The organism is Streptomyces sp. NPDC005805, assembly GCF_040630445.1.
Lineage (GTDB): Bacteria > Actinomycetota > Actinomycetes > Streptomycetales > Streptomycetaceae > Streptomyces.
This window is the reverse complement of record NZ_JBEXXN010000023.1, coordinates 50205-75356: the sequence shown is the minus strand read 5'-3', so window position 1 is coordinate 75356 and position 25152 is coordinate 50205. Positions and strand designations below refer to the sequence as shown.

The window sequence follows — 25152 nt, the reverse complement described above, 5'->3', positions numbered from 1 at the left end:
GCTTCGGCGCACTCCGTCAGGGGTCCCGTCGCACGACGCACAGGGCCCAGATCACGAAGGCGTACAGCGCGATCAGGACGATCGACCAGAACGGATAGTAGGGAATCGACAGGAAGTTGGCGATGATCAGCAGGCCCGCGATGCCGACCCCGACGATCCGGGCCCATGTGGCGCGCGTGAACAGGCCCAGGCTGACGACGACGGCGATCGCTCCGAGGAGCAGCTGGAGCCAGCCCCAGCTGGTCAGGTCGAACTTGAAGAGGTAGTTGGGGGTGGACACGTAGACGTCGTCCTCGACGATCCCCATGATCCCCCGGAGGAGGTCGAGGACGCCGGCGATGAACAGCAGGACGCCGGCGAACGTGGTCAGCCCGCCGGCCGCCTTCGATGTGTCCGAGCTGCTGTGGGTCGTGGCCATGGGTCTCCCTCACTTCGTCGGTGCGACGCAGCGGCCGACGCCGCTTCTTCGAGCATGTGAACCGGAACGGGAGGAGTGATCACCCGCGGCGGGTGATGCCGGCGCGCCGGTTCGCCACCGCTCGCCGCGCCCGATCGGGGGCGGCGAACGGGAACGGGCGCGGCTCCTCGCCCTGTCACCCGCCAGGGGTGAGGCGGGGCGAGCCGTCCCCGGTGACCGTGGAAGGGCAACGTGCCAGGACCCGGGACACCCAGGAGATTCGTCATGGCCAAGCGCTTCAAGGGGAAGATCGCCCTGGACATCCGTGACGCCGAGCCGGACTGGGCACCGTTTCTCGCGCCGAAGGCACCCGAGAACGCTCCGAACGTGCTGGTCATCGCGTGGGACGACGTCGGTTACGGCACGATGGACTGCTTCGGCGGACCGGTGCGGACTCCGGCGATGTCACGGATCGCCGGCATGGGAGTGAGCTACGCGAACTTCCACACCACGGCGCTGTGCTCCCCGACCAGGGCCTCGCTGCTGACCGGCAGAAATGCGACGTCGAACGGAATGGCGACGATCGCCGAGTTCAGCTCCGGCTTCCCCGGCATCTCCACCCGCATCCCGTTCGAGAACGGGTTCATCTCGGAGGTCCTGGGGGAACGCGGCTACAACACGTACTGCGTCGGCAAGTGGCATCTCACCCCCGGCGAGGAGACCAACATGGCCGCGTACAAGGGGCGCTGGCCCCTGGGGCGCGGCTTCGAGCGGTTCTACGGCTTCCTCGGCGGAGAGTCGAACTGCTGGTACCCGGACCTGATCTACGACAACCACCCCGTCGACCCGCCGGCCACGCCCGAGGAGGGCTACCACATCGCCAAGGACTTCTCCGACAAGGCCATCGAGTTCATCCGCGACGCCCGGGCCGTCGACCCCGACAAGCCCTTCTTCATGTACCTCTCCCTCGACGCGGCCCACGCCCCGCACCACGTCTTCAAGGAATGGGCGGACCGGTACAAGGGCGTCTTCGACGAGGGGTACGAGGCGATCCGGCCCGGAATTCTGCGGCGCCAGAAGGAGCTGGGGCTGCTGCCGGAGGACACCGAACTCTCCGCGATCAACCCGCACGGCGAGCCGGCGGCGACCGGACCCGACGGCCAGCCGTGGCCGATGCTCGACACCGTCCGGCCCTGGGACGACCTCGGCGCCGACGAGCGGCGGCTGTTCACCCGGATGGCCGAGGTCTTCGCCGGGTACGTCTCGTACAGCGACGACCAGCTCGGCCGGGTGCTCGACTTCCTCGAATCGGTCGGCGAACTCGACAACACGATCATCGTGGCCGTCTCCGACAACGGGGCCAGCGGCGAAGGCGGACCGGACGGCACGTTCAACGAGTGGCGGTTCTTCAACGGCATGCCCACACCGACCGCGCTGTCCCTCGAACACATCGACGAGCTCGGCGGCCCGACCTCGTACAACCACTACAACACCGGGTGGGCCTGGGCGTTCGACACCCCGTTCCCGTACTGGAAGCGCTGGGCCGGATACGAGGGCGGCGTGGCCGACATGTGCCTGGTCGCCTGGCCCGCGGGGATCGAGGGCCGCGGGGAGGTCCGCCAGCAGTACGTCCACGCGGTGGACGTCGTCCCCACGCTCTACGACCTGCTCGGCATCGAGCCGCCCGACGTGCTCAAGGGCTACCCGCAGAACCCGATCGAGGGCGAGAGCTTCAAGGCGTCGCTCACCGATCCCGCCGCGCCCGGACGGCAGACCCAGTTCTACGCGATGCTGGGGCAGCGGTCGATCTACCACGAAGGCTGGCTGGCCTGCACGGTTCACCCGCCGCTGAGCGGCTGGGGCGACTTCGCGCACGATGTGTGGGAGCTCTACGACCTGACCACCGACCGGGCACAGTCGGTGGATCTGGCCGCCCGGGAGCCGGAACGCCTGGAGACCCTCAAGAGCCTCTGGTACTACTACGCGGGCGTCTACAACGGGCTTCCCCTGGACGACCGCAGTGCCCTGGAACAGGTGCTGGCCGAGCGCCCGCACGGAAGTCCCGAGCGCGACCGCTACGTGTACTACCCCGACTCCGCGGCGGTGCCCGAGCAGTCCGGCGTGGTGACCAGCGGACGGTCGTACACCATCGCCGCGGGGGTGGAGATGGGATCGGCCGATGCCGAAGGCGTTCTCTACGCCCACGGCGGCGGCGCCGGCGGCCACAGCCTCTACGTCAAGGACCACCGCCTGCACTATGCGTACAACTGGGTCGGCAGCAATCTCCAGGTCGTGGACGGGGATCGGGAGATTCCGCCCGGCAGGCACGTGCTCACGGCCGAGTTCGCGGCGAACGGGCGCAGCAGCGATCCCACGATGCCCGGCGCGTCGGGGACCCTCACCCTCTACATGGACGACCAGGAGGTGGGCCGCGACGACATCGTCACCCAGCCCGGCGCGTTCTGCGTCGTCGGGGACGGAATCTGTGTGGGCCGCGACGACGGCTCGCCGGTCACCCCTGACTACCGGGGGCCGTTCCCGTTCACCGGCGGAACGATCGACAAGGTCGTCGTCGACGTCTCCGGCGAACGCTACGTCGATCACGAGGCGCAGGTGCGCGGCTGGTTCATGACCGACTGACCGCATGACACGGGGGTGCCGGGGGAGCGACGCGAAGTGACAAGCACCGGAGGTGACGCCGTGAGCGACGCATTCGAAGCAGCGGGCGAAGTGGGCCCGATCGACTACCTGGTCGTCGAGTTCCCGGGCGGCCGGACGACCGGCGAGGGCTTTCCTCTCCTCGCCGATCTCGTGGACCGTGGCCTCATCCGGATCCTCGACCTGATGTTCGTCAGAAAGGACGACGACGGGACCGTGAGGGGCGTGGAGATCGCCGACCTCACCGGGGACGGCGGGCTCGACCTCGCCGTCTTCGAGGGGGCGTCGTCCGGACTCCTCGGCCAGGACGACCTCGACGAGGCGGCCACCGTGCTGGAGCCCGGCAGTTCCGCCGGCGTCCTGGTCTACGAGAACCTGTGGGCCGCGCCTTTCGCCGCGGCTCTGCGCCGTGGCGGAGCCCGGATGGTCGCCTCCGGGCGGATCCCCGTGACCGACCTCCTCGCCTCCCTCGACGAGACCGAGGCGGCCCACGGGACCACGCTCACCCAGACCTAGACCGTGCTCAGCAGCGCAGAAGGGACACAGCCATGCCAGGTCTCATCCGCGGGGTCGCACGCACCGCCGTCGTCGCCGGAACGGCGACCGCCGTGTCGAACCGTGTGTCGCGCCGTCAGCAGGGGCGGTGGGCGGCACAGCAGGGATACGAGGCGCCCTCGCCGCAGCCGGGATACCAGCAGGCGTACCAGCCGGAACCGCCCGCGGCTCCGGCAGCCCCCGACATGACCGGCAGGATCGAGCAGCTGAAGCAGCTCGGCGAACTCAAGGACCAGGGCGTCCTCACCGAGGCCGAGTTCGAGGAACAGAAGCGCACGATCCTCGGATCGTGACCGCCGCCCGACGAGTGAGACGGCCGAGGGAAGGGCGGGCGGCGCCCGACCTCGAATCCCTGGGCCGCCGTCGCGCTCACGACGAGTTCAGCCTCGAAGACCTCCGGGACCGGCCGACCGGCGCGGACTGGTACGAGGATGAGGACCGCACCGCGTACGGGCCCACCGCCGTCGCAACGAGAGGAGGCGGTGCGGGTTCCTGCCCTTGCCCGGGTGAAATCCGTCTTCCTCGGAATCTTCGAGTCCGACGAGTGCCGGTGTACAGTGAAGAATGCCCTTGACCTGCAAAAACGCAGGCAGGGAGCCGTCCTTCAGGAGTCCACAGTGCTGCGCACCATGTTCAAGTCGAAGATCCACCGCGCCACCGTCACCCAGGCCGACCTGCACTACGTGGGATCGGTGACCGTCGACCGCGAGCTGATGGACGCGGCCGATCTGCTGCCCGGGGAGCTCGTCCACATCGTCGACATCACCAACGGCGCGCGCCTGGAGACCTATGTCATCGAGGGCGAGCGCGGCAGCGGCGTCATCGGGATCAACGGGGCCGCCGCGCACCTGGTGGAGCCCGGGGACCTGGTGATTCTCATCAGTTACGCGCAGGTCGAGGACGCGGAGGCGCGCGGCCTGGTGCCGCGGGTGGTCCATGTCGACGCGGAGAACCGGATCGTCGCCCTAGGGGACGACGCCTCCGCGCCCGTGCCCGGTTCGGACACCGCGCGCAGCCCGCACGCCGTCGTCTGAGGCGGCCCGGGGGCCAGGCGGGGCCCGCGCCGTCCTACCATCCCCGCATGCTGGCCCTCCTCCACACCTCGCCCGTCCATGTCCCCGTCTTCGACGCCCTCCGCGACCGTGACCACCCCGGGCTGGAGCTGCGTCACCTGGTCCGCCCGGAGCTGCTCGAACGGGCCCGGCGCGAGGGGACGGACGCCGTCGCGGCGGAGGTCGCCGGGGCGGTGGGGGAGGCCGCGGCGGGGGCGCGGGCCGTGCTGTGCACCTGTTCGACGATCGGCGGGGTCGCCGAGGCGGCCGGCGCCCAGGCCGGGGTCCCCGTCCTCCGGGTCGACCGGCCGATGGCGGCGGCCGCCGCCCGGTACGGGCGGGTCGTGGTCGTCGCCGCCGTCGAGAGCACCCTCGCGCCCACGGTCGACCTGATCCGGGACGAGGCCCGCGCCGCCGGAGCCGGGACGCCCCGAATCCGGACGGCGCTGGTCGAGGACGCGTGGGAGCGGTTCGAGGCCGGGGACCGGGACGGCTACCTGGACGCCGTCGCCCGGGCCGTCACCGGCCTGGACGAGGCCGACGCCGACGCCGTCGTACTGGCCCAGGCGTCCATGGCCGACGCGGCCGCCCGCGCGACCACCCCGCTCCCGGTCCTCGCCAGCCCCGCCCTCGGCTTGCGCGCGGCGGCCGAGACCGTGGCGCGGGCATGACAGCCTCCGCCCGCGCCCGGCGGGCGTCACGGGCCGTCCCCACACCCCGTGACTGGATCCGGCGAGCGTGGGAACGCGCACCGGAGGACATTGGGAACGCACGACGTCGCACCATGGAGGCTCGGCATGACCCACCCGTACCCCGACCCCGCACCGCCGGTGCCCACGCCGGACCCCGGGACGCCGCCCGATCCGGGCCCGCTGCCCGGTCCCGTCCCGGCTCCCTCGCCCGTGCCCGGTCCGAACCCCGACCCGATCCCGCAGCCGCCGGGGCCCGCGCCGGACCCGGTGCCGCCGCCGGAGCCCCAGCCCGGTCCCGCCTGACCCGGCGGAGCCACCACGGCACGGAACGGGCCGGTCCCGCGCGCCGAGTGCGCGCGGGACCGGCCCGTTCCGCCGTGCGGCCGGTGTCAGTCCGTCGCGACCTCGTCCCGGTCCCCGCCCCACAGCGTGTGGAACGACCCCTCCCGGTCCGTCCGCCGGTAGGTGTGCGCGCCGAAGAAGTCGCGCTGCCCCTGCGTCAGCGCCGCCGGCAGCCGCTCCGCCCGCAGCGCGTCGTAGTACGCGAGCGCCGCCGAGAAGCCCGGCGTCGGGACGCCTTGGCGGGCGGCCGTGGCCACCACCTCGCGCCAGTCGTCCTGCGCCGCGCCGATCTCCTGGGCGAACTGCTTGTCCGACAGCAGGCTCGGCAGGTCCGGCTGCGCCTCGTACGCCGCGCGGATCCGGTCCAGGAAGGCGGCCCGGATGATGCACCCGGCCCGCCACAGCGCGGCGACCGCGCCCGGGTCGACGTCCCAGTCGTACGCCTCGCTGCCCGCCAGGACCTGGTGGAAGCCCTGCGTGTACGACACGATCTTGGACGCGTAGAGCGCCTGCTCCACCCGCGCCGCGAAGGCGTCCGCCTCGGCCCCGCCCAGCGGCTCCACCACCGGCCCCGGCAGTGACTGCGAGGCCTCGCGCAGGGCCGCGTGCCCGGAGAGCGACCGGGCGAACACCGCCTCCGCGATGCCCGAGACCGGGACGCCCAGGTCGAGGGCGATCTGCACCGTCCAGCGCCCGGTGCCCTTCTGCTCGGCCTGGTCCAGGACGACGTCCACGAACGGCTTCCCGGTCGCCGCGTCGGTGTGCGCCAGCACCTCCGCCGTGATCTCGATCAGATACGAGTCCAGCCGCCCGGTGTTCCAGGTGCGGAAGGTCTCCGCGATCCGCGCGGGGGAGTAGCCCGCCACCGACCGCAGCAGGTGGTACGCCTCGGCGATGAGCTGCATGTCCGCGTACTCGATGCCGTTGTGGACCATCTTGACGAAGTGTCCGGCGCCGTCCGGGCCGATGTGCGAGACACAGGGCGTGCCGTCGGGGGCCTTCGCCGCGATCCGCTCCAGCAGCGGGCCCAGCGACGCGTAGGACTCCTCCGAGCCGCCCGGCATGATGCTCGGCCCGTGCAGCGCGCCCTCCTCGCCGCCCGAGATGCCGACGCCGACGAAGTGGATGCCGCGCTCCCGCAACTCCCGCTCCCGGCGCCGGGTGTCCTCGAAGTGGGCGTTGCCGCCGTCGATGACGACGTCGCCCTCCTCCAGCAGCGGCGCGAACTCCTCGATGACCGCGTCCGTCGCCGCACCCGCCTTGACCATGATCACCAGCCGGCGGGGGCGCTCCAGCGCGGCGACGAACTCCTCGGCGCTCTCGGCGGGGACGAAGGTCCCCTCCTCGCCGAACTCCTCCACCAGGGCGCGCGTCCGGGACGCGGTCCGGTTGTGCACGGCGACGGCGAGGCCGTTGCGGGCGAAGTTGCGGGCGAGGTTGCGGCCCATCACCGCAAGCCCTGTGACGCCGATCTGGGCGGTTCCGCTCATGAGGTCTGCTCCTGGAAATCCGGGTGGTACGAGGGTCGGTTCGGGGGTGCTGCGGGTTCTCCGGGGTTCGGTTGTATCGGTGCGGGTGCTCGGGGGTGCTCGGGGCTTCTCCGGGCTCATACGTTACGGCGGCCGCGCCCATTCACCGATCTTCGGGGCGGGCACCCGGGCGGACGCTCCGGCGGGTGCTCGGGCGGAGACTCGGGCGGACGCTCCTTTCCAGCCGCTCGCGCCGAGCCCGCAGGCCGGTACGTCGGTATTCGGTCACTCTGGGCCGAAACGCTTGTCACGCTCCGTGCGCGCCCCCTACTTTGCGGCGTGCGGCAGCACCTGCCGCACCACCCGGAGACACGCACGGGTACCGCACCACGACGGGTAGTGGGGGAACACCATGGCCGGAACCGGTCGGCACCGCCGATATCAGCCGAGTCGCATCAACCGGGCGTCGCTCACGGTCACCGCCGGCGGGGCCGGAATGGCGCTCCCCCTCATCGGCGCGGCGCCGGCCGACGCCGCCTCCGCCGACACCTGGGAGAAGGTCGCGGCCTGCGAGTCCTCCGGCCGCTGGGGCGTCAACACCGGCAACGGCTACTACGGCGGGCTCCAGTTCAGCCAGTCGACGTGGGAGGCGTACGGCGGTACGCGGTACGCGGCCCGGGCCGACCTGGCGACCCGCGAGCAGCAGATCGCCGTCGCCGAGAAGGTCCTCAAGGGGCAGGGTCCCCGGGCCTGGCCCACCTGCTCCGAGCGCGCCGGGCTCACCCGCGGTGGTGAGTCGCCGGGCGTCGTCCCCGCGACGGCTCCCGCGCAGCGGAAGGCGGCACCGAGACCGCAGGCGGCGTCCCCGACCACCGTCCCCACCCAGCGCGAGGGCTACACCGTGGCCCGCGGGGACTCGCTCTCCAGCATCGCCGACAGCAAGCAGGTCCGGGGCGGCTGGCAGCGGCTCTACCAGCAGAACCGCTCGGTCGTCGGCGACGACCCCGACCTGATCTTCCCCGGCCAGCGCCTGGTTCTCCGGGCCCCGGCGGGCAAGGCGCCCGCCACCAAGTCGCCCTCGACGAAGGCCCCGGACCGGCGCGGTCCCGTCCCGGCCGCCCCCAAGGGCTCGAAGCCCGGTACGGGCGAGACGAAGGCGCCCGCCACCAAGGCCCCCGAGGCCGCGCCGAAGCCGAGACCCGAGCCCGAGCAGGCGCCCCAGCAGCAGGTGCGGACGCAGCCGCGGACCGCCTCGTTCAGCGCCCCGGTCACGGTCGGCCCCTCCACGGCGTACCGGAAGTCGGGCTCCTCCTGGTCGAGCGGCTACCACACCGGTGTCGACTTCCCGGTGCCCACGGGCACCTCGGTGAAGTCCGTCGCCGGCGGCAAGGTCGTCTCCGCCGGCTGGGCCGGCGCGTACGGCTACGAGGTCGTGATCCGCCATCACGACGGGCGCTACAGCCAGTACGCGCACCTCTCGGCGCTCAACGTCCGCGCCGGGCAGCAGGTCGCGGCCGGGCAGCGCATCGCCCGCTCAGGATCCACCGGCAACAGCACCGGACCGCATCTCCACTTCGAGGTCCGGACCGGCCCCGGCTACGGGTCCGACGTCGACCCGCTCGCCTACCTCCGGGCCCGCGGCGTCTCCATCTGACCCACCCGCCGCCCCGCCCCCGCGCCGGTCCGCCCCGTGCCCGGGCCGGCGGCCCGCCTCGTGTCCCGCCCGGTGCCCCGCGCGGGAGTCCGCCCCGCGCCGTACGCGCTGCCGCGACAGCAGCCCGCCCGGCGTGGCCGCGCCGTCCGCGCCGTCCGCCACGCCCGGACCGCCGCGGGCCGCCGGCCCGTTCGCCGCGCCCGCACCACCGTGCGCCGCCGCCCCGCCCGCCCGGGTGTCCGGCGCCGCCTCCCGGGCCGCTGAGCGCGCGTCCGGCGCGGCCGCCGGGACGCCCCCGCCCCCGTTCCCACCGCCGCGCAGGCGCTCCGCCGTGAGCAGCGCCAGCCCGCCCGCCGCGACCACACCGGACAGCACCGCCAGCGCGGTCCCCACCACCCCGTAGCGGAAGTCCTCACCGAAGAGGGTGAGGCCCACGATCGCGGCCACCACCGGGTTGACCACGGTGACGGTCGCCAGCGGTGTCGCCAGACCCGACCCCCGGTAGGACGCCTGGGACAGCAGCAGCCCGCCCACCGCCAGGACCGCGATCACGGCCATCCCCGGCCACTCCCGCAGCGGCGCGTCCCACGCCCAGCCGACCGCGACCGTCTTGGTGAACACGGACGCGATACCGAAGGCGACGCCCGCGGCCGTCGCCAGCAGCACACTGCGCAGAACCGGCCGGTGCACGCCCTGCGCGGCGAGGAACAGCAGCGCCACCGCGCCGAGCGTCGCCGCCGCCAGCACGGCCCGCTCCCCGGAGCCCGGGGTGGTCCCGCCGTCGCCGCCGGTGAGCGCCAGCAGTCCCGCGAGGCCCGCCGTCGCCAGAATCGCCCCGCGCCAGGCCGCCGCCCCCGCGCGTCGGCGGACGAACACGGCCGCCATCGGCAGCGCGAACACGATCGTCAGCGCCCCCAGCGGCTGGACCACGCTCAGCGGCCCGTAGGCGAGCGCGACCACGTGCAGGACGGCGCCGAGGCCGTTCAGCGCCACGGCCACCCACCACAGGGGGTGGTGCAGGGGCGCGTAGGGACGGGACGGCGTCGTCGTCGCCACCCGCTCCTGGAGGATGGCCCCGGCCGCGTACGCGACCGCCGAGACCAGGGACAGGAGCACGGACAGCGAGAGGGAACTCATGGTCACCACCCTGTCGCCCTTCGGCGTTCACGTCGTCGTCCTTGAGCAGGCACTTGGTCCTACTGCGGCGGTACTACGGGAGTACACGCGACGTACCTCTCGGGGCGGGGCCGGTCGCGCGGGCCCTCGAACGGCCCGCCGGACATGCTCTTTTCCTCCCCCATTATCCGTTTCGCCGCCCCGCCGCGCGCGCCCGCATCGGCGCTTTCGCCGTGTGCGCGCGCCCCGTGCGCGCTCCGTGCCGCCCCTGTCGCCCCCTAGGGGCCCTCAGGGGCACCGCGCGGGCGCCCCGCTCGCTTGCGGATCACATCAGGTAAGGCTTACCTTACTCACCGCACCACTCGGGGCCCGGCCGTCGCACCGGCCGGCCCGCGGCGAGCGCTCCACCGACGCAGCCTGGCCGTCCGCTGCCGGTATCCGCTCAGAGGACTCGCCCCTTGAACCACAACCCGCCCGGCCTCCACGACCCCGCCCGCGACCACAGCGCCTGCGGCGTCGGCTTCCTCACCCGCCTCGACGGGACCCCGGACCACGACGTCATCCGCAAGGGCGACGAAGCACTCCGCGCCATCCCGCACCGCGGCGGGGTGTCCGCCGAGGGAGTCGGGGACGGCGCGGGCGTGAGCATCGACCTCTCGGTGGAGTTCTTCCGCGCGCTCACCGGCGAGGAACTGCGCGCCGGGCACTTCGGCACCGCCAACTGCTTCGTGCCGACCACCGCCGGCCACCGTGAGAGCGCGGTGGACCTCGTCGGCCGGAGCATCGCCGCACAGGGCCTGGAGGTCCTGCTGGTACGCGAGGTGCCCGTCGACCACACCGTCGCCCCGCCCGCCGCCGAGCAGTACCAACTGCCCATCGTGCAATGGGTGTTCCGCGCCCCTCGGGACTGGGCGCGCTCCGAGGTCGACGCCGCCGCCCACCGCGCCCTGCTCGCGATCGAGGCCGCCGCCTACGCCGACGACGCGTACACCGGGCTGTACCCGCTGTCGCTGAGCGCGCGGACCCAGGTCCTCAAGGGCCGGCTCAACTCCGCCGAGGTCATCGGGTACTTCCGCGACCTCGGCGACCCCCGGCACTCCGTCCGCTCCCTCTACTTCCACACCCGGTTCTCCACGAACACCGAGCCGCACCCCACCATGGCCCAGCCGTTCCGCCTCATGGCGCACAACGGCGAACTCAACACCGACCGCAAGAACCGCCTCTCCGACGAGGCCCTCGCCCGTGCCCGCACCCGGAGCATCGTGCGCCCGCCCGGCCAGTCCGACTCCAGCCGCCTCGACCAGACCCTCCAGAGCCGGGTCTTCGACGACGGCCTGGACCTCGTCGAGGCCGTCGTGTCCCTGATGCCGCCCGCCTGGGAGAACGACCGCACCCTGCCCGGCGCCGTCCGGGACATGCTGGAGTACTTCTCGCTGTACGAGGAGAAGAACGACGGCCCGGCGGCGGTGATCTTCAGCGACGGGGACGTCATCGGCGCCCGCCTCGACCGGCTCGGCCTGCGCCCGCTGCGCACCGTGGAGACCGCCGCGTACCTCCTGGTGTCCTCGGAGGCCGGACAGGTCGCGTTCCCCGACGAGGAGGTGGTGCACCGGGGCCGTATCGAGGCCGGGGGCATGCTCGTCGTCGACCACCGCACCGGCCGCCGGATGCGCACCCGCGAGGTGCTCGACGCCCTCGCCGCGCGCCGCCCGTACCCCGAACTCCTCGCCGCGGCACGGGTGAACCTCGACGACCTGCCGGCGCCCGTGTACGAGCGCGGCACGACGACCCTCGGCTACGACGGGGACCTGAGCCTCGCCGGCCGGTACGTGGCGTACTCGCTGAACCAGGAGAGCTTCCGCTTCCTGCTCGACCCGATGCTCGCGAGCGGCGCGGAGCGGATCTCCGCGATGGGCTACGGCAACGCCATCAACGCGCTCAGCGACACCGAGGGCGGTATGGCCAAGTACTTCTCGCAGCGCTTCGCCCAGGTGACCAACCCGCCCCTGGACAGCATCCGCGAGGCGGACGGCATGAGCATGCGGGTCGCCCTCGGGCCGAAGCCCGACGGCACCGGGAACACCAACGGCCGGCAGCTGGTGCTCTCCTCGCCCGTCCTCGGACACCTCGACATGGTCCGGCTGCGCGACCAGCGGATCGTGCCGCTGGAGCGGTTCGACATGCTCTACGAGCCGGTCACCGGGGACACCACCGCGAACGCCGACGCCCTCCGGGACGCGCTGCGGCGGCTCTGCGACGACGTCGAGCACTTCGCCGCCGAGCGCGGCGGCATCGCCCTCCTCAGCGACCGGGCGATCTCCTCGGCGCGCGCCCCGCTGCCCGTCGTCCTCGCCGTCGCGGCCGTCAACCAGCGCCTCATCGAGACCGGACTGCGGCTGCGCGTCTCGATCGTCGCCGAGAGCGGGCAGCTCCCCTCCTCGCACCACGTCGCGACCGCGCTCGGCTTCGGCGCCTCCGCCGTCTACAGCCTCAGCGCACGGCTGCGCGCCGAGGAGAAGCACCCGAGCGCCCCGGCGCCCGCCGGCGAGCTCACCGGCACCGACCGGGCGCTGGCGCGGTTCCGCAAGGCGGCCGAGAAGTCGCTCGCCAAGACCATGGGCCGGGTCGGGCTGTGCACCGCCGAGAGCTACATCGGCGGCGAGTTCTTCGAACCCAACTACCTCGACACCCGTGACGACGTGCTCGCCCGGATCTTCCCGCATCTGGAGGCCCCGGTCGGCGGCGTCGGTTTCGAGCGCATCGCGCAGGCCGCGACGGACTGGCACGAGCGCGCCCGCACGGTGGCGACCGAGCAGCAGATCCCGCTGCTCGGCCTGTTCAAGGAGCGCTCGGACGGCGCCGGGCACTCCTTCGGGCTCACGGCCGTGCGCGGCTTCGGCGGCATGACCGAGGAGCCGCCCGCGTTCGGCCGTCCCGGCGACCCGGAGGCGCTGCGCCTGCTCACCCTCGGCCGGCTCGGCGACGCGTTCGGCATCACCGACGCCGCGTACCGCCACACCGGGTACGACGCGCTCAGCGACGCCGAGATCGACGCGTTCCGGATCACGCCCGGCTACCACGCCTTCCTGCGCGCGACCCACGAGGAGCGCTCGCGGCGCCCCTCCGCGCTCCGTGACGTCCTCGCGCTGCCCGCGGACGTCACGGGCCTGCGCACCCCGGAGGAGTTCGCCCGCGAGCTGGGCCGGTTCGCCACGACCGGCAACGCGAGCATCACGGTCCGCGGTGTCCACGCGAGCGTCACGGACGGTGGCGGCACCGCGTCCGGCGCGGAGCGGCAGGACGGCGGCGCCGTGACCGTCCGCCTGAGCCTCACCGCCCCGGAGCCCGCCGCCGCCCCGACCGCGGAATGCGTTCCGCCCGCCGGGCCCGCCGCAGCCCGGGCCGCCGAGAGTGCTCCGGCCACCGGGCCCACCCCGCCCGCCGCGCCGGTGGCGCCCGCCCCGTGCCTGGACCCCGACGGCGTCCGGCGCCACACCGCCCTCGCCGACGGCCTCGCCCTCGCGTACCCGGGCGAGGTCCAGACCCTCGACGCGGCCCCCGACGGCGTCCTCCTCCGGGCCACCGCAGCCGCCGCGCGACTCCTCACCCTCCTGCGGAGCGCCCCCGCGAGCCTGCCGCCCGAGGAGGTGCAGCCGGCGCACCGGATCACCCGCGCCCTCGCCTCCGGCGCGATGAGCCACGGCGCGCTCGTGGCGACCGCGCACGAGGCCGCCGCGCACGGCACCAACATGGTCGGCGGCATGTCGAACAGCGGCGAGGGCGGTGAGCACCACACCCGCTACGGCACCATCCGGGGCTCCCGGATCAAGCAGTTCGCGTCCGGCCGGTTCGGCATCTGGGCCGGCTACCTCGCCGACCCGATGCTCCGGGAACTGGAGATCAAGATCGGGCAGGGCGCCAAGCCCGGCGAGGGCGGCCAGCTGCCCGCGCCGAAGGTCACCGTCGACATCGCCGCCGCGCGCGGCGGAACCCCCGGCATCGAGCTGATCTCCCCGCCGCCGCACCACGACACCTACTCCATCGAGGACCTCGCGCAGCTCATCCACGACTGCAAGGCCGCGCGGGTGCGGGTCGTGGTGAAGCTGGTGTCCTCCGAGGGCATCGGCACCATCGCGGTCGGCGTCGCCAAGGCCGGCGCGGACGTGATCAACGTCGCCGGGAACACCGGCGGCACCGGCGCGGCGGCCGTCACCAGCCTGAAGTACGCCGGGCGTTCGGCCGAGCTCGGCGTCGCCGAGGTGCACCAGGCACTGGTCGCCCACGGGCTCCGCCGGAAGGTCGTGCTGCGCTGCTCCGGCGCGCACCAGACCGGCGGGGACGTCGTCACCTCCGCGCTGCTCGGGGCCGACAGCTTCGAGTTCGGCACGACCGCGCTGATGATGCTCGGCTGCGTCATGGCGAAGAACTGCAATGTGAAGTGCCCCGCCGGGCTCACCACCAACGCCGAGGCGTTCGAGGGCGATCCGCGGGCGCTGGCGCAGTACCTGCTCAACATCGCGCACGATGTGCGGGGCATCCTCGCCCGCCTCGGCCTGCGCTCGCTCCGCGAGGCCCGGGGCCGTACGGACCTGCTGCAACTGCTCGACCACCCGGCGGGCGTCGGGCGCCTGGACGTCCGCCGGCTGCTCGCGCGCCTGCCCGAGAAGACCGTCGAGCACCCGCGGTACCTGGAGAGGGACTTCACCACCGACGACGCCCTGATCGAGCGCGTCCGGGCCGCGCTCCTCGAACGGCGCGAACCGTCCGTGCTCGTCGAGGGGATCCGCCTTCGCAACAGCGACAAGTCGGTCGGCGGGCAGCTCGGCATCGACGTCGAACGGCTCCTCAACCACGGGCCGGACGACCTCGCGCACGCCCCCGCCGTCACCACCGACGACCGCGGCCGCCGCCGTCTCGTCGACGGCGCCGTGCACATCCGCACCACCGGGTCCGCCGGCCAGTCCTACGGCGTGTTCTGCAACGACGGCATCACCCTCGACCACACCGGCACCGCCAACGACGGCGTCGGCAAGAGCCAGAGCGGCGGCCGGATCGTCGTCCGCGCCCCCGGCGGCGGCAGCCCCGGACCCGGCGGCAATGTGCTCGTCGGCAACTTCGCGCTGTTCGGTGCGACCGGCGGCCGGACCTTCGTCCAGGGCGAGGCCGGCGACCGCTTCGCCGTGCGCAACTCCGGCGCCACCGCTGTCGTCGAAGGACTCGGCGACTTCGGCTGCGAGTACATGACCGGCGGCACCGTCCTCAACCTCGGGGGCTTCGGCAAGGGCCTCGGCAACGGCATGAGCGGCGGGTTCCTCTACCAGTACGACCCCTCGGGCGAACTGCCCGGCCGGGTCAGCGCCGACTCGCTGCTGGTGTTCCCGGTGACGGACACCGGGCACGGCGCCTTCCACGAGGCGGCCGTACGACTGCTCCTGACCTGGCACCTGGAGGCCACCGGCTCCCCGCTCGCCGCCCGGCTGCTGGCCGACTGGGAGGGCGAACGGCGGCACGTGTACTGCGGAATGCCCCGCGCGCTGCTGCTCTACCAGGACGCCGGGGAGATCCTGGCCGCCGCCACCCGCACCGAACTCCTCGACGAACTGGCGACCTCGATCGCCACCGACAAGCTGCGCGCGTTCAAGGTCGACTACCGCGACCGCCGCACCGTCCTCGGCGGCCGGGCCCCGGCCCTCGGCGAGGGCGGCGGCCGGGGCACCGAGGAGATGTTCTCCCTGCTGTCCTCGTACACGGTGCTCGCCGCCGCGCAGGGCCTCGCCCTCCAGCGGGTGCCGGGCGCGACCGGCCCGCAGGACCCGCGCGTCGCCGCGGCCGTGCGCAACCTCGTGCTCACCGAGGACCACTTCGTCAAGCAGCGCGTCGTGACGCACCTGCGCGGCACCCTGGACCGGTTCGACGACGAGGAGCTGGCCGCCCTCGTCGCGAGCAAGCGCCTCGACGACTACAAGCGCGCCCTGCGGCAGCGCAACAACCTCAGCGTGGACGCCCCCGGCACCTACGGCTGGATCATCCACCAGACCCTCAAGAACACCGGCCGGGTGCGCGCCGCCCGGTTCGACGAACTGCTCGCGACCGCGGCGCTGGACGACATCGCCGGCCGCCGTGCCCCGCAGGCCCCGACCGAGACGGTGACCGCGTGACCCTCATGCCCCCGACGGGCGCCCTCATCCCGGCCGACGCCCCCTTCACCGCCGGGCAGGAGGCGTGGCTCGCCGGGTTCATCGCGGGCATCGCCGCCGCAGGCCGCCGGGACACCGCCGCGGCCGGGGCGCCCGCAGCCACGATCGACGTCCTCTTCGGCACCCAGACCGGGAACGCCGAGTACCTCGCCGGGGAACTCGTCGCCGGGGCCCGCGCCCGCGGCCTCGGCGGAACCGCCACCCCGCTGGACGCCGTCACCCCCGAGCGGCTGGCCGCGATGTCCCACGTCCTCCTCGTCATTTCCACCTACGGCGAGGGCGAGATGCCCGACAACGCGGGGCTGTTCTGGGAGGCCCTCCGGTCCGGCACGGCACCGCGGCTGGAGGGCCTGCGCTACGCGGTCCTCGGGCTCGGCGACCGGGGCTACGACGAGTTCTGCCGGGCCGCGAAGGTGATCGACACCCGCCTGGAGCAGCTCGGCGCGACCCGGCTGCACGAACGCGTGGACTGCGACGTGGACTTCGAGGAGCCCGCCGCCGCCTGGACGGCCACGGTCCTGGACCGGCTCGCCGCCGAGACGGGAGCGACCACCACCGGGGCCGCCCCCGGCACGGCACCGGCCCCCACCGGAGCGGGCACGGCCACGGCGACGACCCCCCGGCCCCGCTCCCCGTGGAACCGGCGCACCCCCTACCGCTCCCGGCTCGCGGTGAACCGGCTGCTGTCCTCGCCGGACAGCGCGAAGGAGATCCGGCACTACGAGTTCGACCTCGCCGACAGCGGCCTCACCTACGAGGCGGGCGACGCCCTCGCCGTGGTCCCGGTGAACGACGAGGCACTGGTCGGCGCGCTCCTGGCGCACCTCGGGGCGAGCGGCGAGGAGGAAGCGGACGGGCGGCCGCTCGCCCAGGCGCTGCGCACCGGGCACGAGATCCGCACCCCGTCCAAGGAGCTGATCGCCGCTCTGGCCGAGCGCGCGCCGTCGAGCGGGCTGGCCGCGGTCGTCGCCCGCGGGAACCGGCCGGACCTCGACTCCTGGCTCCATGGCCGGGACGTGCTCGACCTCCTCCGGGACGCCGGGCCCGCCGCACCGGCGGCCGGGGAACTGCTGCCGCTGCTGCGCCCGTTGCAGGCACGCCAGTACTCGATCTCGTCCAGCCCGCTCGCCCACCCGGGCCGCGTCCACGTCACCGTCGCCTCCGTCCGGTACACGCGGGGGGACCGCCGCCACGGGGGCGTCGCCTCCACCTACCTCGCCGACCGGCTCGGCGCGGACCCGGCGGCCGGCGTCTTCGTGCAGCCCAACGCCTCCTTCGGCGTCCCGGCGGACGACGACGCCCCGATGGTGATGATCGGCCCCGGCACCGGCGTCGCGCCGTTCCGCGGCTTTCTGCACGAGCGCGCCGCGCGCGGGGCCTCCGGCCGCAACTGGCTGTTCTTCGGCGACCGGCACCGCGCCCGCGACTTCGTCTACGAGGAGGAGCTGACCGCGCTGCGCGAGAGCGGTGTGCTCAGCCGGCTCGACCTCGCCTTCTCGCGCGACCAGGCCGAGAAGGTCTATGTGCAGACCCGGATGCGCGAGCGGTCCCGCGAGCTGTACGCCTGGCTGGAGGACGGCGCGCACCTGTACGTCTGCGGCGACGCCTCCCGCATGGCGAAGGACGTCGACGCGGCCCTCCTCGGCGTCGTCGCCGAGCAGCGCGGACGCGGTGACGACGACGCCGCCGAGTACCTCGCGGACCTGCGCCGCGCCAAGCGCTATGTGCGGGACGTGTACTGAGGATGACGGACCATCACCCCGAACCGCGGGACCCCGCCGGTCACTGCGCGTTCGAGACCTGCTGCGGCAGGCGGCACAGCAGCGTACGGCTGATCGACGCCCGGATGCCGGAGCTGGCCCGGTGCCTGACGCTCTTCCGGCACGTCCAGGCGGTCACCGGCGGGCCGGTCGCCCGGATCGACCAGGCGGGCGCCTACGCCGTCCCGACCCTGCGCGGCGAAGCGTTCGCGGTCGACCCGGGCGCGATCGCGCTGCGCGTCGACGGCGCCGGTGTGGCGTCGGCCGTGATCGCGCGGGACCGGCGCACCGGCTCGGTCGCCGTACGCCTGGTCGACGCGGCAGGCCGGACCGTGCACCAGGGGCGGCTGCTCTCCGAGGGCGACCGCCTGCTGGCCGGACTCGCCCGCACCGCCGTCCCCGGGGCGCCGGTCACCGCGCCGGGTGCCGCCCCCGCCGTGCCGGAGTGGGAGCACGGCGACCAGCTCGCGCAGCTCGACGCGGTCCTCCTGGACGGCGGGGCCGCCCGGCGCGGCGCCTTCGACCGCTACCGCGGGGAGCACCGCGTCATCGAGGCCGGTGTCCTGCCCGCGGTGCTCGACCACGTCTGCTCCGTCGGGCTGCCGATCGGCGTCGCGGTCTTCGCCCCGTCGGCCATGCAGGCGTGCGGCGGCCGGGTGCACGTCACCGACCGGACCGCCGGGGGGCGGGTGTTCGCGGCGGTGGGGGAGGGCTCGGTGGAGTTCGACCTCGCGGGCGTCCGGGCCTGCCACCTCGTCCGCTCCACGGCGGCCCACGGCCCCACCTCGGCGATCGAACTCGACGACGAGGAGGGGCGCTGCGTCGCGGTGATCACGCAGTTCGGCATCGTCGGGCACGAGGTGCACCGGGCGTGGGAGCACCTCGCCGCCTCCCTCCCCTAGGCGCCACCGGGAGGCCGGGTGCCGGACGGGCCGCCGGGCACGCCATGCTTGCCCGTGACCGGGCCCGCCGTGCGGGGCGGCCCGGAGGGGCGAGGAGGAGCACGGATGGATCTGGCGGACCTGGCGGAGACCACCGAGGTGGGCGGGTTCTTCGCCCTGCGCGCGGGCGGGCCGGGCGAGGGGAGCACTCCGCTCTCGGCCGTGTACGCGGCGGGTCCCGGCCCGGACTCGCCGCTGACCGTCCGCGTGGACGCGGTCGCCGCGCGGCTGGCCGCCCCCGAGCGCCGGATCGCCGCCTCCATCGCCCATCTCGGCCTCGCCGCGCGGCTGTGGTCCATCGCCCTCGGCTCGGCCGCCCTGCACGGCAGGCTGCCGGACCTCGACCCCGAGCGGCTGCACTGGGACCCGCGCCGGACCACGCCGGACGACCTGCTGCTGAGCCGCGCCGGCTCCCTGCCCGCCGGGGTGGAGGCCCTGCGCGAGACCGTGCAGCAACGCCATCTGGTGCCGCTGCACGCCGCGTTCCGCCGGGACACCCGGATCTCCGAGCGGCTGCTGTGGGGCAACGCCGGGTCGGCGCTGGCCGGCGCGGTGCGCGAGCTGACGGTGTGGGCGGAGCGCGAGGGCAGGCCCCATGTCAGCCGCCGGGCACGGGAGTTGGCCTCCGGGCTGCTCACCGGGCCCGAGCTGGCCACGACCCTGCGCGCCCGGGACACGGGCGACGGGGAGCGGGGCGCGAGCCCCGGTTTCTGGGCGGGCGGGGGCCCGCGCCGCCGCTCCTGCTGCCTCTACTACCGCTGCCCGGCCGGCGGCCTCTGCGGCGACTGCGCCTTCGACCACCCGCCCCGTACCACTCCCACGGCCTGAGACCCGCACAGCGCCCGGCGACCGCCCACCTGCACACTTCTTCAACGTTGGAAAATCAACCGTTCCCGTCGTTGTCATGAGCCTGGACAGCAACCGGAACCGCGTGCTCTGATGCCAACTGCCGCTCATTCCAACGTTGTAGAGAACGGGCTCCCCGACTCGGAACAACGCTCCGACAACGTTGCCGAAGGGGCCCGCAAGAGCCGCCGACCGACGCCACCTCAGCAGCATCCAGCAGCAAGGAGGAATCGTGCGCATCCGCAGAACCGCGGCGCTACTGCTCGCCGCCGCCCTCGGCCTGGCCGGACTGACCGCGGGACCGGCCGCGTCCGCCGCCGACCCGCCACCCGCACCGCACGGTCTCAAGGGCGAGTACTACACCCACTCCGCCCCGGGCGCCTTCGACTTCGCCGAACTGAAGGCCACCGGCTTCGACCCGTCCATCGACTTCGACACCCTGGAGACCCGTCTCGCCGCCGCCACCGGACGCTCCGACGACGTCAGCGTCCGCTGGACCGGGAAGATCGTGCCGGAACGCAGCGGCGCGCACACCTTCTCCATGATCGGCGACAACGGCTTCCGCCTCTGGGTCGACGGCCGCCTCGCCATCGACCACTGGGTGGACGACTGGGACAAGGAGCAGACCGCCGACCCGATCGACCTCACGGCAGGTCAGGAGTACGACATCCGGATCGAGTACTTCGAGCACTTCGGCGGCTCCCACCTGCGGCTGCGCTGGACCGAGCCCGGCGGCGCCAAGCGGCCCGTCCCGTCCTCCGCGTTCCGCCTCCCCGACGGCTGGTCCTACGACGGCGCGGTCGCCGCCACCGTCCTCGCCGACGGACGCACCCTGCGCCTGGACTTCGCCCAGAAGCTCGACCGCCCGCCGTCCCGGCTCACCGACCACCTGGACGCGGTGATCGGCGGCGCCGCATGGCCCCTCGGCACGGTCCGGCGCGACCCCGCCGACGCCCGCCGGCTCCTGGTGAGCCTCAAGGAGCCCGTCGTCGGCACCAAGGACGGCAGGGGCAAGGGCCTGGCCGACATCCGCTACGACGGCGCCGGCGGGCTCACCGCGCAGAACGGCGACGCCGTGGACGCCTTCTGGAGCAGCGGACCCAACCGCTCCACCCACCGTCTGCGCACCCCCTGGGCCGAGGAGGTCGGCCCGCGCAACGCCCTCCCCGAGTACCCGCGACCGCAGCTCACCCGGACGAAGTGGCAGAACCTCAACGGCCGTTGGGAGTTCGCCGCGGCCGAGGCCGGGGAGAAGCCGCCGTTCGGACGCACCCTCGGCGAGCGCATCCTCGTCCCGTACCCGGTCGAGTCCCAGCTCTCCGGCATCGAGCGGCACGAGGACCGTATGTGGTACCGGCGCACCTTCACCGTCCCCGGGGACTGGCGGATCGGCGACGGCAAGCGGCTGAAGCTGAACTTCGACGCGGTCGACTGGCAGAGCGAGGTCTACGTCAACGGTGTCAAGGCGGCCGGGCACAAGGGCGGTTACGACCGCTTCAGCGCCGATGTCACCGACGCCCTGAAGCCGGGCCGCACCCAGGAACTCGTCGTCGGCGTGTACGACCCGACCGACGCCCGGGACGGCGAGAACCCGCCGATCGGCAAGCAGCGCCTGGACCCCAGCGGCATCTGGTACACCCCGTCCTCCGGCATCTGGGGCACGGTGTGGATGGAGCCCGTCGCGCGGGACCACGCGGGCTCGCTGAAGCTCACCCCGGACGTGGCGGGCGAGCGGCTCGCTGTGGAGGTGGGCGGGGTGCGCGACGGCGTGCCCGTCACGGCCACCGCGTACGACGGGAAGCGGAAGGTCGGCACCGCGACCGGCCGGACCGGCTCGGCCCTCTCCGTGCCGGTGCGCGACCCGCGCCTGTGGTCGCCCGACGACCCGCATCTGTACCGGCTGGAGGTCACGGTCGGCACCGACCGGGTCGGCAGCTACTTCGGGATGCGGACCATCGGCGTCGAGACGGTCGACAGCCGGCGCCGGATCGTCCTCAACGGTGAGCCGGTCTTCCTGATGGCCACCCTCGACCAGGGCTTCTGGCCGGACGGCCTGCACACCCCGCCGACCGACCGGGCCCTCGCGTACGACCTGGAGGCGCACAAGAGGCTCGGCTACAACTCGGTGCGCAAGCACATCAAGGTGGAGTCCGACCGCTGGTTCCACCATGCCGACCGGCTCGGCCTGCTGGTCTGGCAGGACATGCCGTCGATGAACACCGTCAACCCGGACGCCGCCTCCCGCGCCCAGTACGAGCGGGAGATGAAGGAGATGATCGACCAGCACGCGAGCAGCCCCTCGGTCGTCATGTGGGTCACCTTCAACGAGGGCTGGGGCCAGTACGACCAGGCCCGGGTCGCCGACCAGGCGAAGGCGTGGGACCCGACGCGGCTGATCAACAACATGAGCGGGCTCAACTGCTGCGGGGCCGTCGACGGCGGCAACGGCGACATCGCCGACGCGCACGGCTACCCGGACCCGCAGCTCCCGGCCGCCGACGGGGTGCGCGCCCTGGTCAGCGGGGAGTACGGCGGCCTCGGCCTCGCCGTGCCCGGTCACGCCTGGCCGGTCCAGCACACCTATGTCGGTGTCGACCAGGACCGCTACACGGAGGAGTACCTCGCCCAGCTGGAGAACGTGCGCGAGCTGGCCTGCAAGGGGAGCAACGGCGCGGTCTACACCCAGATCTCCGATGTGGAGGGCGAGTTGAACGGGCTCCTCACCTATGACCGCAAGGTGCTCAAGCCCGATGCGGAACGGGTCAGGGCGGCCCATGAGGCCCTGCTCCGGGACGCGTCCGACCCGGCGTCGATGGAGTGCGCGGGCTCCTGACCGCCCAGGGGCCCGTCCGGCGGGAGGTCCCTCGCGTCCCGCGACGTCCCGGAGCGGGCCGGCCGCCGTGCGCCGTCCGCACGGCGGCCGGCCCGCGATCCGCCCCCGCGGGGCATGCCGGACCCCCCGGTCCGTGCATGCCCCGCCCCCTCGACATGGCCTGTGCGCGATCAATGGTGGGGCGGGGAGCACGAAAAGTGTGTGGACTCGGTGAAAGCTGGCGCGAAAATGCGTGCGCGGCTCACCGGTGGGAACACGTTTCGCCCGCACGGGCCGGGAGAGTGCCCGTGCGGTCACGGTGTGCAAGCGGTTGCGTACCGCCAGAGGTCTGGACCATGTGGACGGTCGTGATCCGGCCACCTTCCGGCGGGGCGCCGAAGGCCCTGGCCAGGCGCACTCCGGCGCATCCGCGGCGCACGCGGGGCGCGCCCCCGGGCGCACGTCATCGGCCGCTCCTCGGACGCCCCCTCCGGCCCGTCCTCCTCCGGCCCGGCCTCCGGCGTGACGGAGATCATTTGGCGGGACCCCCTCCGGTCAGTAAAATCGCGCTTTTGGAACGACGGCATTCGAGTGACCGAGGAACAGCGAAGGCGATGACCCTGACAGAGGACAGCCCCGTGGCGTACGGCCCGGGCATCGACCCCGAGCGTCTGGCTGTCTGCCTGAGCGTGCTCGACGAGCTCGACAAGATCGACGTCGACCACCCCGACGCGATCGCCGTCCGCCGGGCGACCGCCGGTATCTACCGCATGGTCAAGCAGCGCCGCCGCCAGGAGCGCCGGGCCGCCAAGACCGCCCACGACCGCGCCGTCACCGAGTCCACCGCCACCGGCTCGGCCGAGCGGATAGACGACGAGACCCAGGGCCTGCTCCCCTCCTCCTCCGTCCTCGGTGAGATCGCGGGCGTCCTCCAGCGCCCCCGGTCCTGCTACATCTGCAAGTCCCGCTACACCGAGGTCGACGCCTTCTACCACCAGCTCTGCCGCGAGTGCGCCGCGGAGAACCGCGCCCGCCGCGACGCCCGCACCGATCTGACCGGCAAGCGCGCCCTGCTCACCGGCGGCCGTGCCAAGATCGGCATGTACATCGCGCTGCGCCTGCTCCGCGACGGCGCCCACACCACCATCACCACCCGCTTCCCCAACGACGCGATCCGCCGCTTCAAGGCGATGCCGGACAGCGACGAGTGGATTCACCGCCTCAAGATCGTCGGAATCGACCTGCGCGACCCGGCCCAGGTCGTCGCGCTCGCGGACTCCGTCGCCGCCGAGGGCCCGCTCGACATCCTGATCAACAACGCCGCGCAGACGGTCCGCCGCTCGCCCGGCGCCTACCGCGAGCTGGTCCTCGCCGAGTCCGCCCCGCTGCCCGCGGGCGAGCTGCCCCCGGCGCAGGTGATCGGCACCTTCGGCAGCGGCGCCGTCGACTCCGTCGCCGCCCTGCCCTCCTCCGGCGGCGAGGGCCTGAGCGCGCAGGACGTCACCGACCTCGCCCTGGTCAGCGGCTCGGCCACCCCCGCGCGCATCGCCGCGGGCACCGCGATCGACGCCGGCGGCCTCGTACCCGACCTCCACGACACCAACAGCTGGATCCAGACGGTCTCCGAGGTCGACCCGGTCGAACTCCTCGAAGTCCAGCTCTGCAACTCGACGGCGCCGTTCATCCTGATCAGCAGGCTGCGCCCGGCGATGGCCGCCGCCGCGGGCCGGCGCAAGTACGTGGTGAACGTCTCCGCCATGGAGGGCGTCTTCAGCCGCGGCTACAAGGGCGCGGGCCACCCGCACACCAACATGGCCAAGGCCGCGCTGAACATGCTCACCCGCACCAGCGCCCAGGAGATGTTCGAGTCCGACGGCATCCTGATGACGGCCGTCGACACCGGCTGGATCACCGACGAGCGCCCGCACCCGGACAAGATACGCCTGGCCGAGGAGGGTTTCCACGCCCCGCTCGACCTCGTGGACGGCGCGGCGCGGGTCTACGACCCCATCGTGCGCGGCGAGAGCGGCGAGGATCTGTTCGGCTGCTTCCTCAAGGACTACGCCCCCGGCAAGTGGTGACCCGGGGTCGGACCGGCACATCGACCGGTATCGGACACTCCGCGTAACTCGCCCCTTTTGTGGCCTTTTTCGGCCGGTACGCCAGCAGGCGTACCGGCCGCTGTCCATTTGGAGGGGGTCGTTGGCCTGAATTGGGCGGAACTAGTGGCCCCATCGAGCACGGGGCCGCTCATTTGGTTAGTCTGTGTGGAGCTGGACGGCCTCCAAGGGACTCACTCGGTCCCCCTCGGCCCTCCTGGGACAGGTCCTCAACCCGGCCGCGGTCCCGCACGAGTTGACTGCGCCACCGCGACCCAACCGAACCTGTTCCCGTTACGCGACACATGAGGAGTGCGCGGTGACACCAGATCTGAAGCACGAGACCCGGCCGTCCGATTCCGGCGGCGAACGGGCCGGCAAGGCCGACGAGATCCGTAACCTCGAAGTGTGGGCCCGCTCGGCCCCGATCAGGCTGGCCGGCTACGAGGAAGACCTCGCCGAGCCGCACATCCTGCCGGGCATCGACTAGCCCGCGCACAACCGCGACACCGCAGGAGCCGGGCCCCGGCGGGGCCCGGCTCCTGCGGTGAGCTGCACCCCG

16 protein-coding genes are annotated in these 25152 nt (G+C 73.5%); 13 read left to right on the top strand and 3 right to left on the bottom strand.

Annotated features, from left to right (window positions below; all coding sequences use genetic code 11):
* Nucleotides 1–16: 16 nt before the first annotated feature.
* Entirely contained in the window at nucleotides 17–418 is a 402-nt protein-coding gene (locus tag ABZ457_RS15655; protein ID WP_359158053.1) for a hypothetical protein, read from the bottom strand.
* Nucleotides 419–682: 264 nt separating this feature from the next.
* Here ABZ457_RS15655 and ABZ457_RS15650 point away from each other — a divergent pair, with 264 nt between their 5' ends.
* The 5 genes from ABZ457_RS15650 to ABZ457_RS15630 all read left to right on the top strand — a co-directional run bounded on the left by ABZ457_RS15650 (nucleotide 683) and on the right by ABZ457_RS15630 (nucleotide 5333).
* Entirely contained in the window at nucleotides 683–3037 is a 2355-nt protein-coding gene (locus ABZ457_RS15650; RefSeq protein ID WP_359158052.1) for an arylsulfatase, read from the top strand.
* Between the two features lie 60 nt (nucleotides 3038–3097).
* Nucleotides 3098–3571, top strand: coding sequence for a DUF6325 family protein (locus tag ABZ457_RS15645; protein ID WP_359158051.1), 474 nt, complete (start codon nucleotides 3098–3100; stop codon nucleotides 3569–3571).
* A 32-nt stretch (nucleotides 3572–3603) separates the two neighbouring features.
* Nucleotides 3604–3903: an SHOCT domain-containing protein gene (locus tag ABZ457_RS15640; protein WP_359158050.1), complete on the top strand. Its 300-nt coding sequence runs from the start codon at nucleotides 3604–3606 to the stop codon at nucleotides 3901–3903.
* 324 nt (nucleotides 3904–4227) lie between these two features.
* Entirely contained in the window at nucleotides 4228–4644 is a 417-nt protein-coding gene (panD, locus tag ABZ457_RS15635; protein ID WP_359158049.1) for an aspartate 1-decarboxylase, read from the top strand.
* Between the two features lie 47 nt (nucleotides 4645–4691).
* Nucleotides 4692–5333: an aspartate/glutamate racemase family protein gene (locus tag ABZ457_RS15630; RefSeq protein ID WP_359158048.1), complete on the top strand. Its 642-nt coding sequence runs from the start codon at nucleotides 4692–4694 to the stop codon at nucleotides 5331–5333.
* A gap of 410 nt (nucleotides 5334–5743) precedes the next feature.
* Here ABZ457_RS15630 and gndA read toward each other — a convergent pair whose 3' ends face one another.
* Entirely contained in the window at nucleotides 5744–7186 is a 1443-nt protein-coding gene (gndA, locus tag ABZ457_RS15625) for an NADP-dependent phosphogluconate dehydrogenase (protein ID WP_359158047.1), read from the bottom strand.
* Between the two features lie 391 nt (nucleotides 7187–7577).
* Here gndA and ABZ457_RS15620 point away from each other — a divergent pair, with 391 nt between their 5' ends.
* Nucleotides 7578–8819, top strand: a complete 1242-nt coding sequence (locus tag ABZ457_RS15620) for a transglycosylase family protein (protein ID WP_359158046.1) — start codon at nucleotides 7578–7580, stop codon at nucleotides 8817–8819.
* Here ABZ457_RS15620 and ABZ457_RS15615 read toward each other — a convergent pair.
* Nucleotides 8700–9956, bottom strand: a complete 1257-nt coding sequence (locus ABZ457_RS15615; protein WP_359158045.1) for a DMT family transporter — start codon at nucleotides 9954–9956, stop codon at nucleotides 8700–8702. The genes ABZ457_RS15620 and ABZ457_RS15615 overlap by 120 nt on opposite strands.
* Nucleotides 9957–10393: 437 nt before the next feature.
* Here ABZ457_RS15615 and ABZ457_RS15610 point away from each other — a divergent pair, with 437 nt between their 5' ends.
* The 7 genes from ABZ457_RS15610 to ABZ457_RS15580 all read left to right on the top strand — a co-directional run bounded on the left by ABZ457_RS15610 (nucleotide 10394) and on the right by ABZ457_RS15580 (nucleotide 25080).
* Nucleotides 10394–16093, top strand: a complete 5700-nt coding sequence (locus ABZ457_RS15610; protein WP_359158043.1) for a glutamate synthase-related protein — start codon at nucleotides 10394–10396, stop codon at nucleotides 16091–16093.
* Between the two features lie 5 nt (nucleotides 16094–16098).
* Nucleotides 16099–17874, top strand: a complete 1776-nt coding sequence (locus ABZ457_RS15605; protein WP_359158089.1) for a sulfite reductase subunit alpha — start codon at nucleotides 16099–16101, stop codon at nucleotides 17872–17874.
* A 2-nt stretch (nucleotides 17875–17876) separates the two neighbouring features.
* Nucleotides 17877–18794, top strand: coding sequence for a hypothetical protein (locus tag ABZ457_RS15600; protein WP_359158042.1), 918 nt, complete (start codon nucleotides 17877–17879; stop codon nucleotides 18792–18794).
* Between the two features lie 105 nt (nucleotides 18795–18899).
* A complete protein-coding gene (locus tag ABZ457_RS15595) occupies nucleotides 18900–19661 on the top strand; it encodes a (2Fe-2S)-binding protein (RefSeq protein WP_359158041.1) in 762 nt (253 codons plus the stop codon).
* Nucleotides 19662–19911: 250 nt separating this feature from the next.
* On the top strand, nucleotides 19912–22512 hold the full coding sequence (locus ABZ457_RS15590) for a PA14 domain-containing protein (protein ID WP_359158040.1): 2601 nt from the start codon (nucleotides 19912–19914) through the stop codon (nucleotides 22510–22512).
* Between the two features lie 593 nt (nucleotides 22513–23105).
* Nucleotides 23106–24572 carry an SDR family NAD(P)-dependent oxidoreductase gene (locus ABZ457_RS15585; RefSeq protein ID WP_359158038.1) on the top strand — a complete coding sequence of 489 codons (1467 nt, stop codon included), beginning with the start codon at nucleotides 23106–23108 and terminating at the stop codon, nucleotides 24570–24572.
* A 337-nt stretch (nucleotides 24573–24909) separates the two neighbouring features.
* Nucleotides 24910–25080: a hypothetical protein gene (locus tag ABZ457_RS15580; protein WP_018848251.1), complete on the top strand. Its 171-nt coding sequence runs from the start codon at nucleotides 24910–24912 to the stop codon at nucleotides 25078–25080.
* The last annotated feature ends 72 nt before the right edge of the window (nucleotides 25081–25152 follow it).

Excerpts from the sequence above, each read along its gene's own strand:
- ABZ457_RS15600 (WP_359158042.1), top strand. The coding sequence starts at position 17,877 with ATGACGGACCATCACCCCGAACCGCGGGACCCCGCCGGTCACTGCGCG.
- ABZ457_RS15595 (WP_359158041.1), top strand. The coding sequence starts at position 18,900 with ATGGATCTGGCGGACCTGGCGGAGACCACCGAGGTGGGCGGGTTCTTC.
- gndA (WP_359158047.1), bottom strand. The coding sequence starts at position 7,186 with ATGAGCGGAACCGCCCAGATCGGCGTCACAGGGCTTGCGGTGATGGGC.
- ABZ457_RS15640 (WP_359158050.1), top strand. The coding sequence starts at position 3,604 with ATGCCAGGTCTCATCCGCGGGGTCGCACGCACCGCCGTCGTCGCCGGA.
- ABZ457_RS15615 (WP_359158045.1), bottom strand. The coding sequence starts at position 9,956 with ATGAGTTCCCTCTCGCTGTCCGTGCTCCTGTCCCTGGTCTCGGCGGTC.
- ABZ457_RS15655 (WP_359158053.1), bottom strand. The coding sequence starts at position 418 with ATGGCCACGACCCACAGCAGCTCGGACACATCGAAGGCGGCCGGCGGG.
- ABZ457_RS15585 (WP_359158038.1), top strand. The coding sequence starts at position 23,106 with ATGACCCTGACAGAGGACAGCCCCGTGGCGTACGGCCCGGGCATCGAC.
- ABZ457_RS15650 (WP_359158052.1), top strand. The coding sequence starts at position 683 with ATGGCCAAGCGCTTCAAGGGGAAGATCGCCCTGGACATCCGTGACGCC.
- ABZ457_RS15630 (WP_359158048.1), top strand. The coding sequence starts at position 4,692 with ATGCTGGCCCTCCTCCACACCTCGCCCGTCCATGTCCCCGTCTTCGAC.
- ABZ457_RS15605 (WP_359158089.1), top strand. The coding sequence starts at position 16,099 with ATGCCCCCGACGGGCGCCCTCATCCCGGCCGACGCCCCCTTCACCGCC.
- ABZ457_RS15620 (WP_359158046.1), top strand. The coding sequence starts at position 7,578 with ATGGCCGGAACCGGTCGGCACCGCCGATATCAGCCGAGTCGCATCAAC.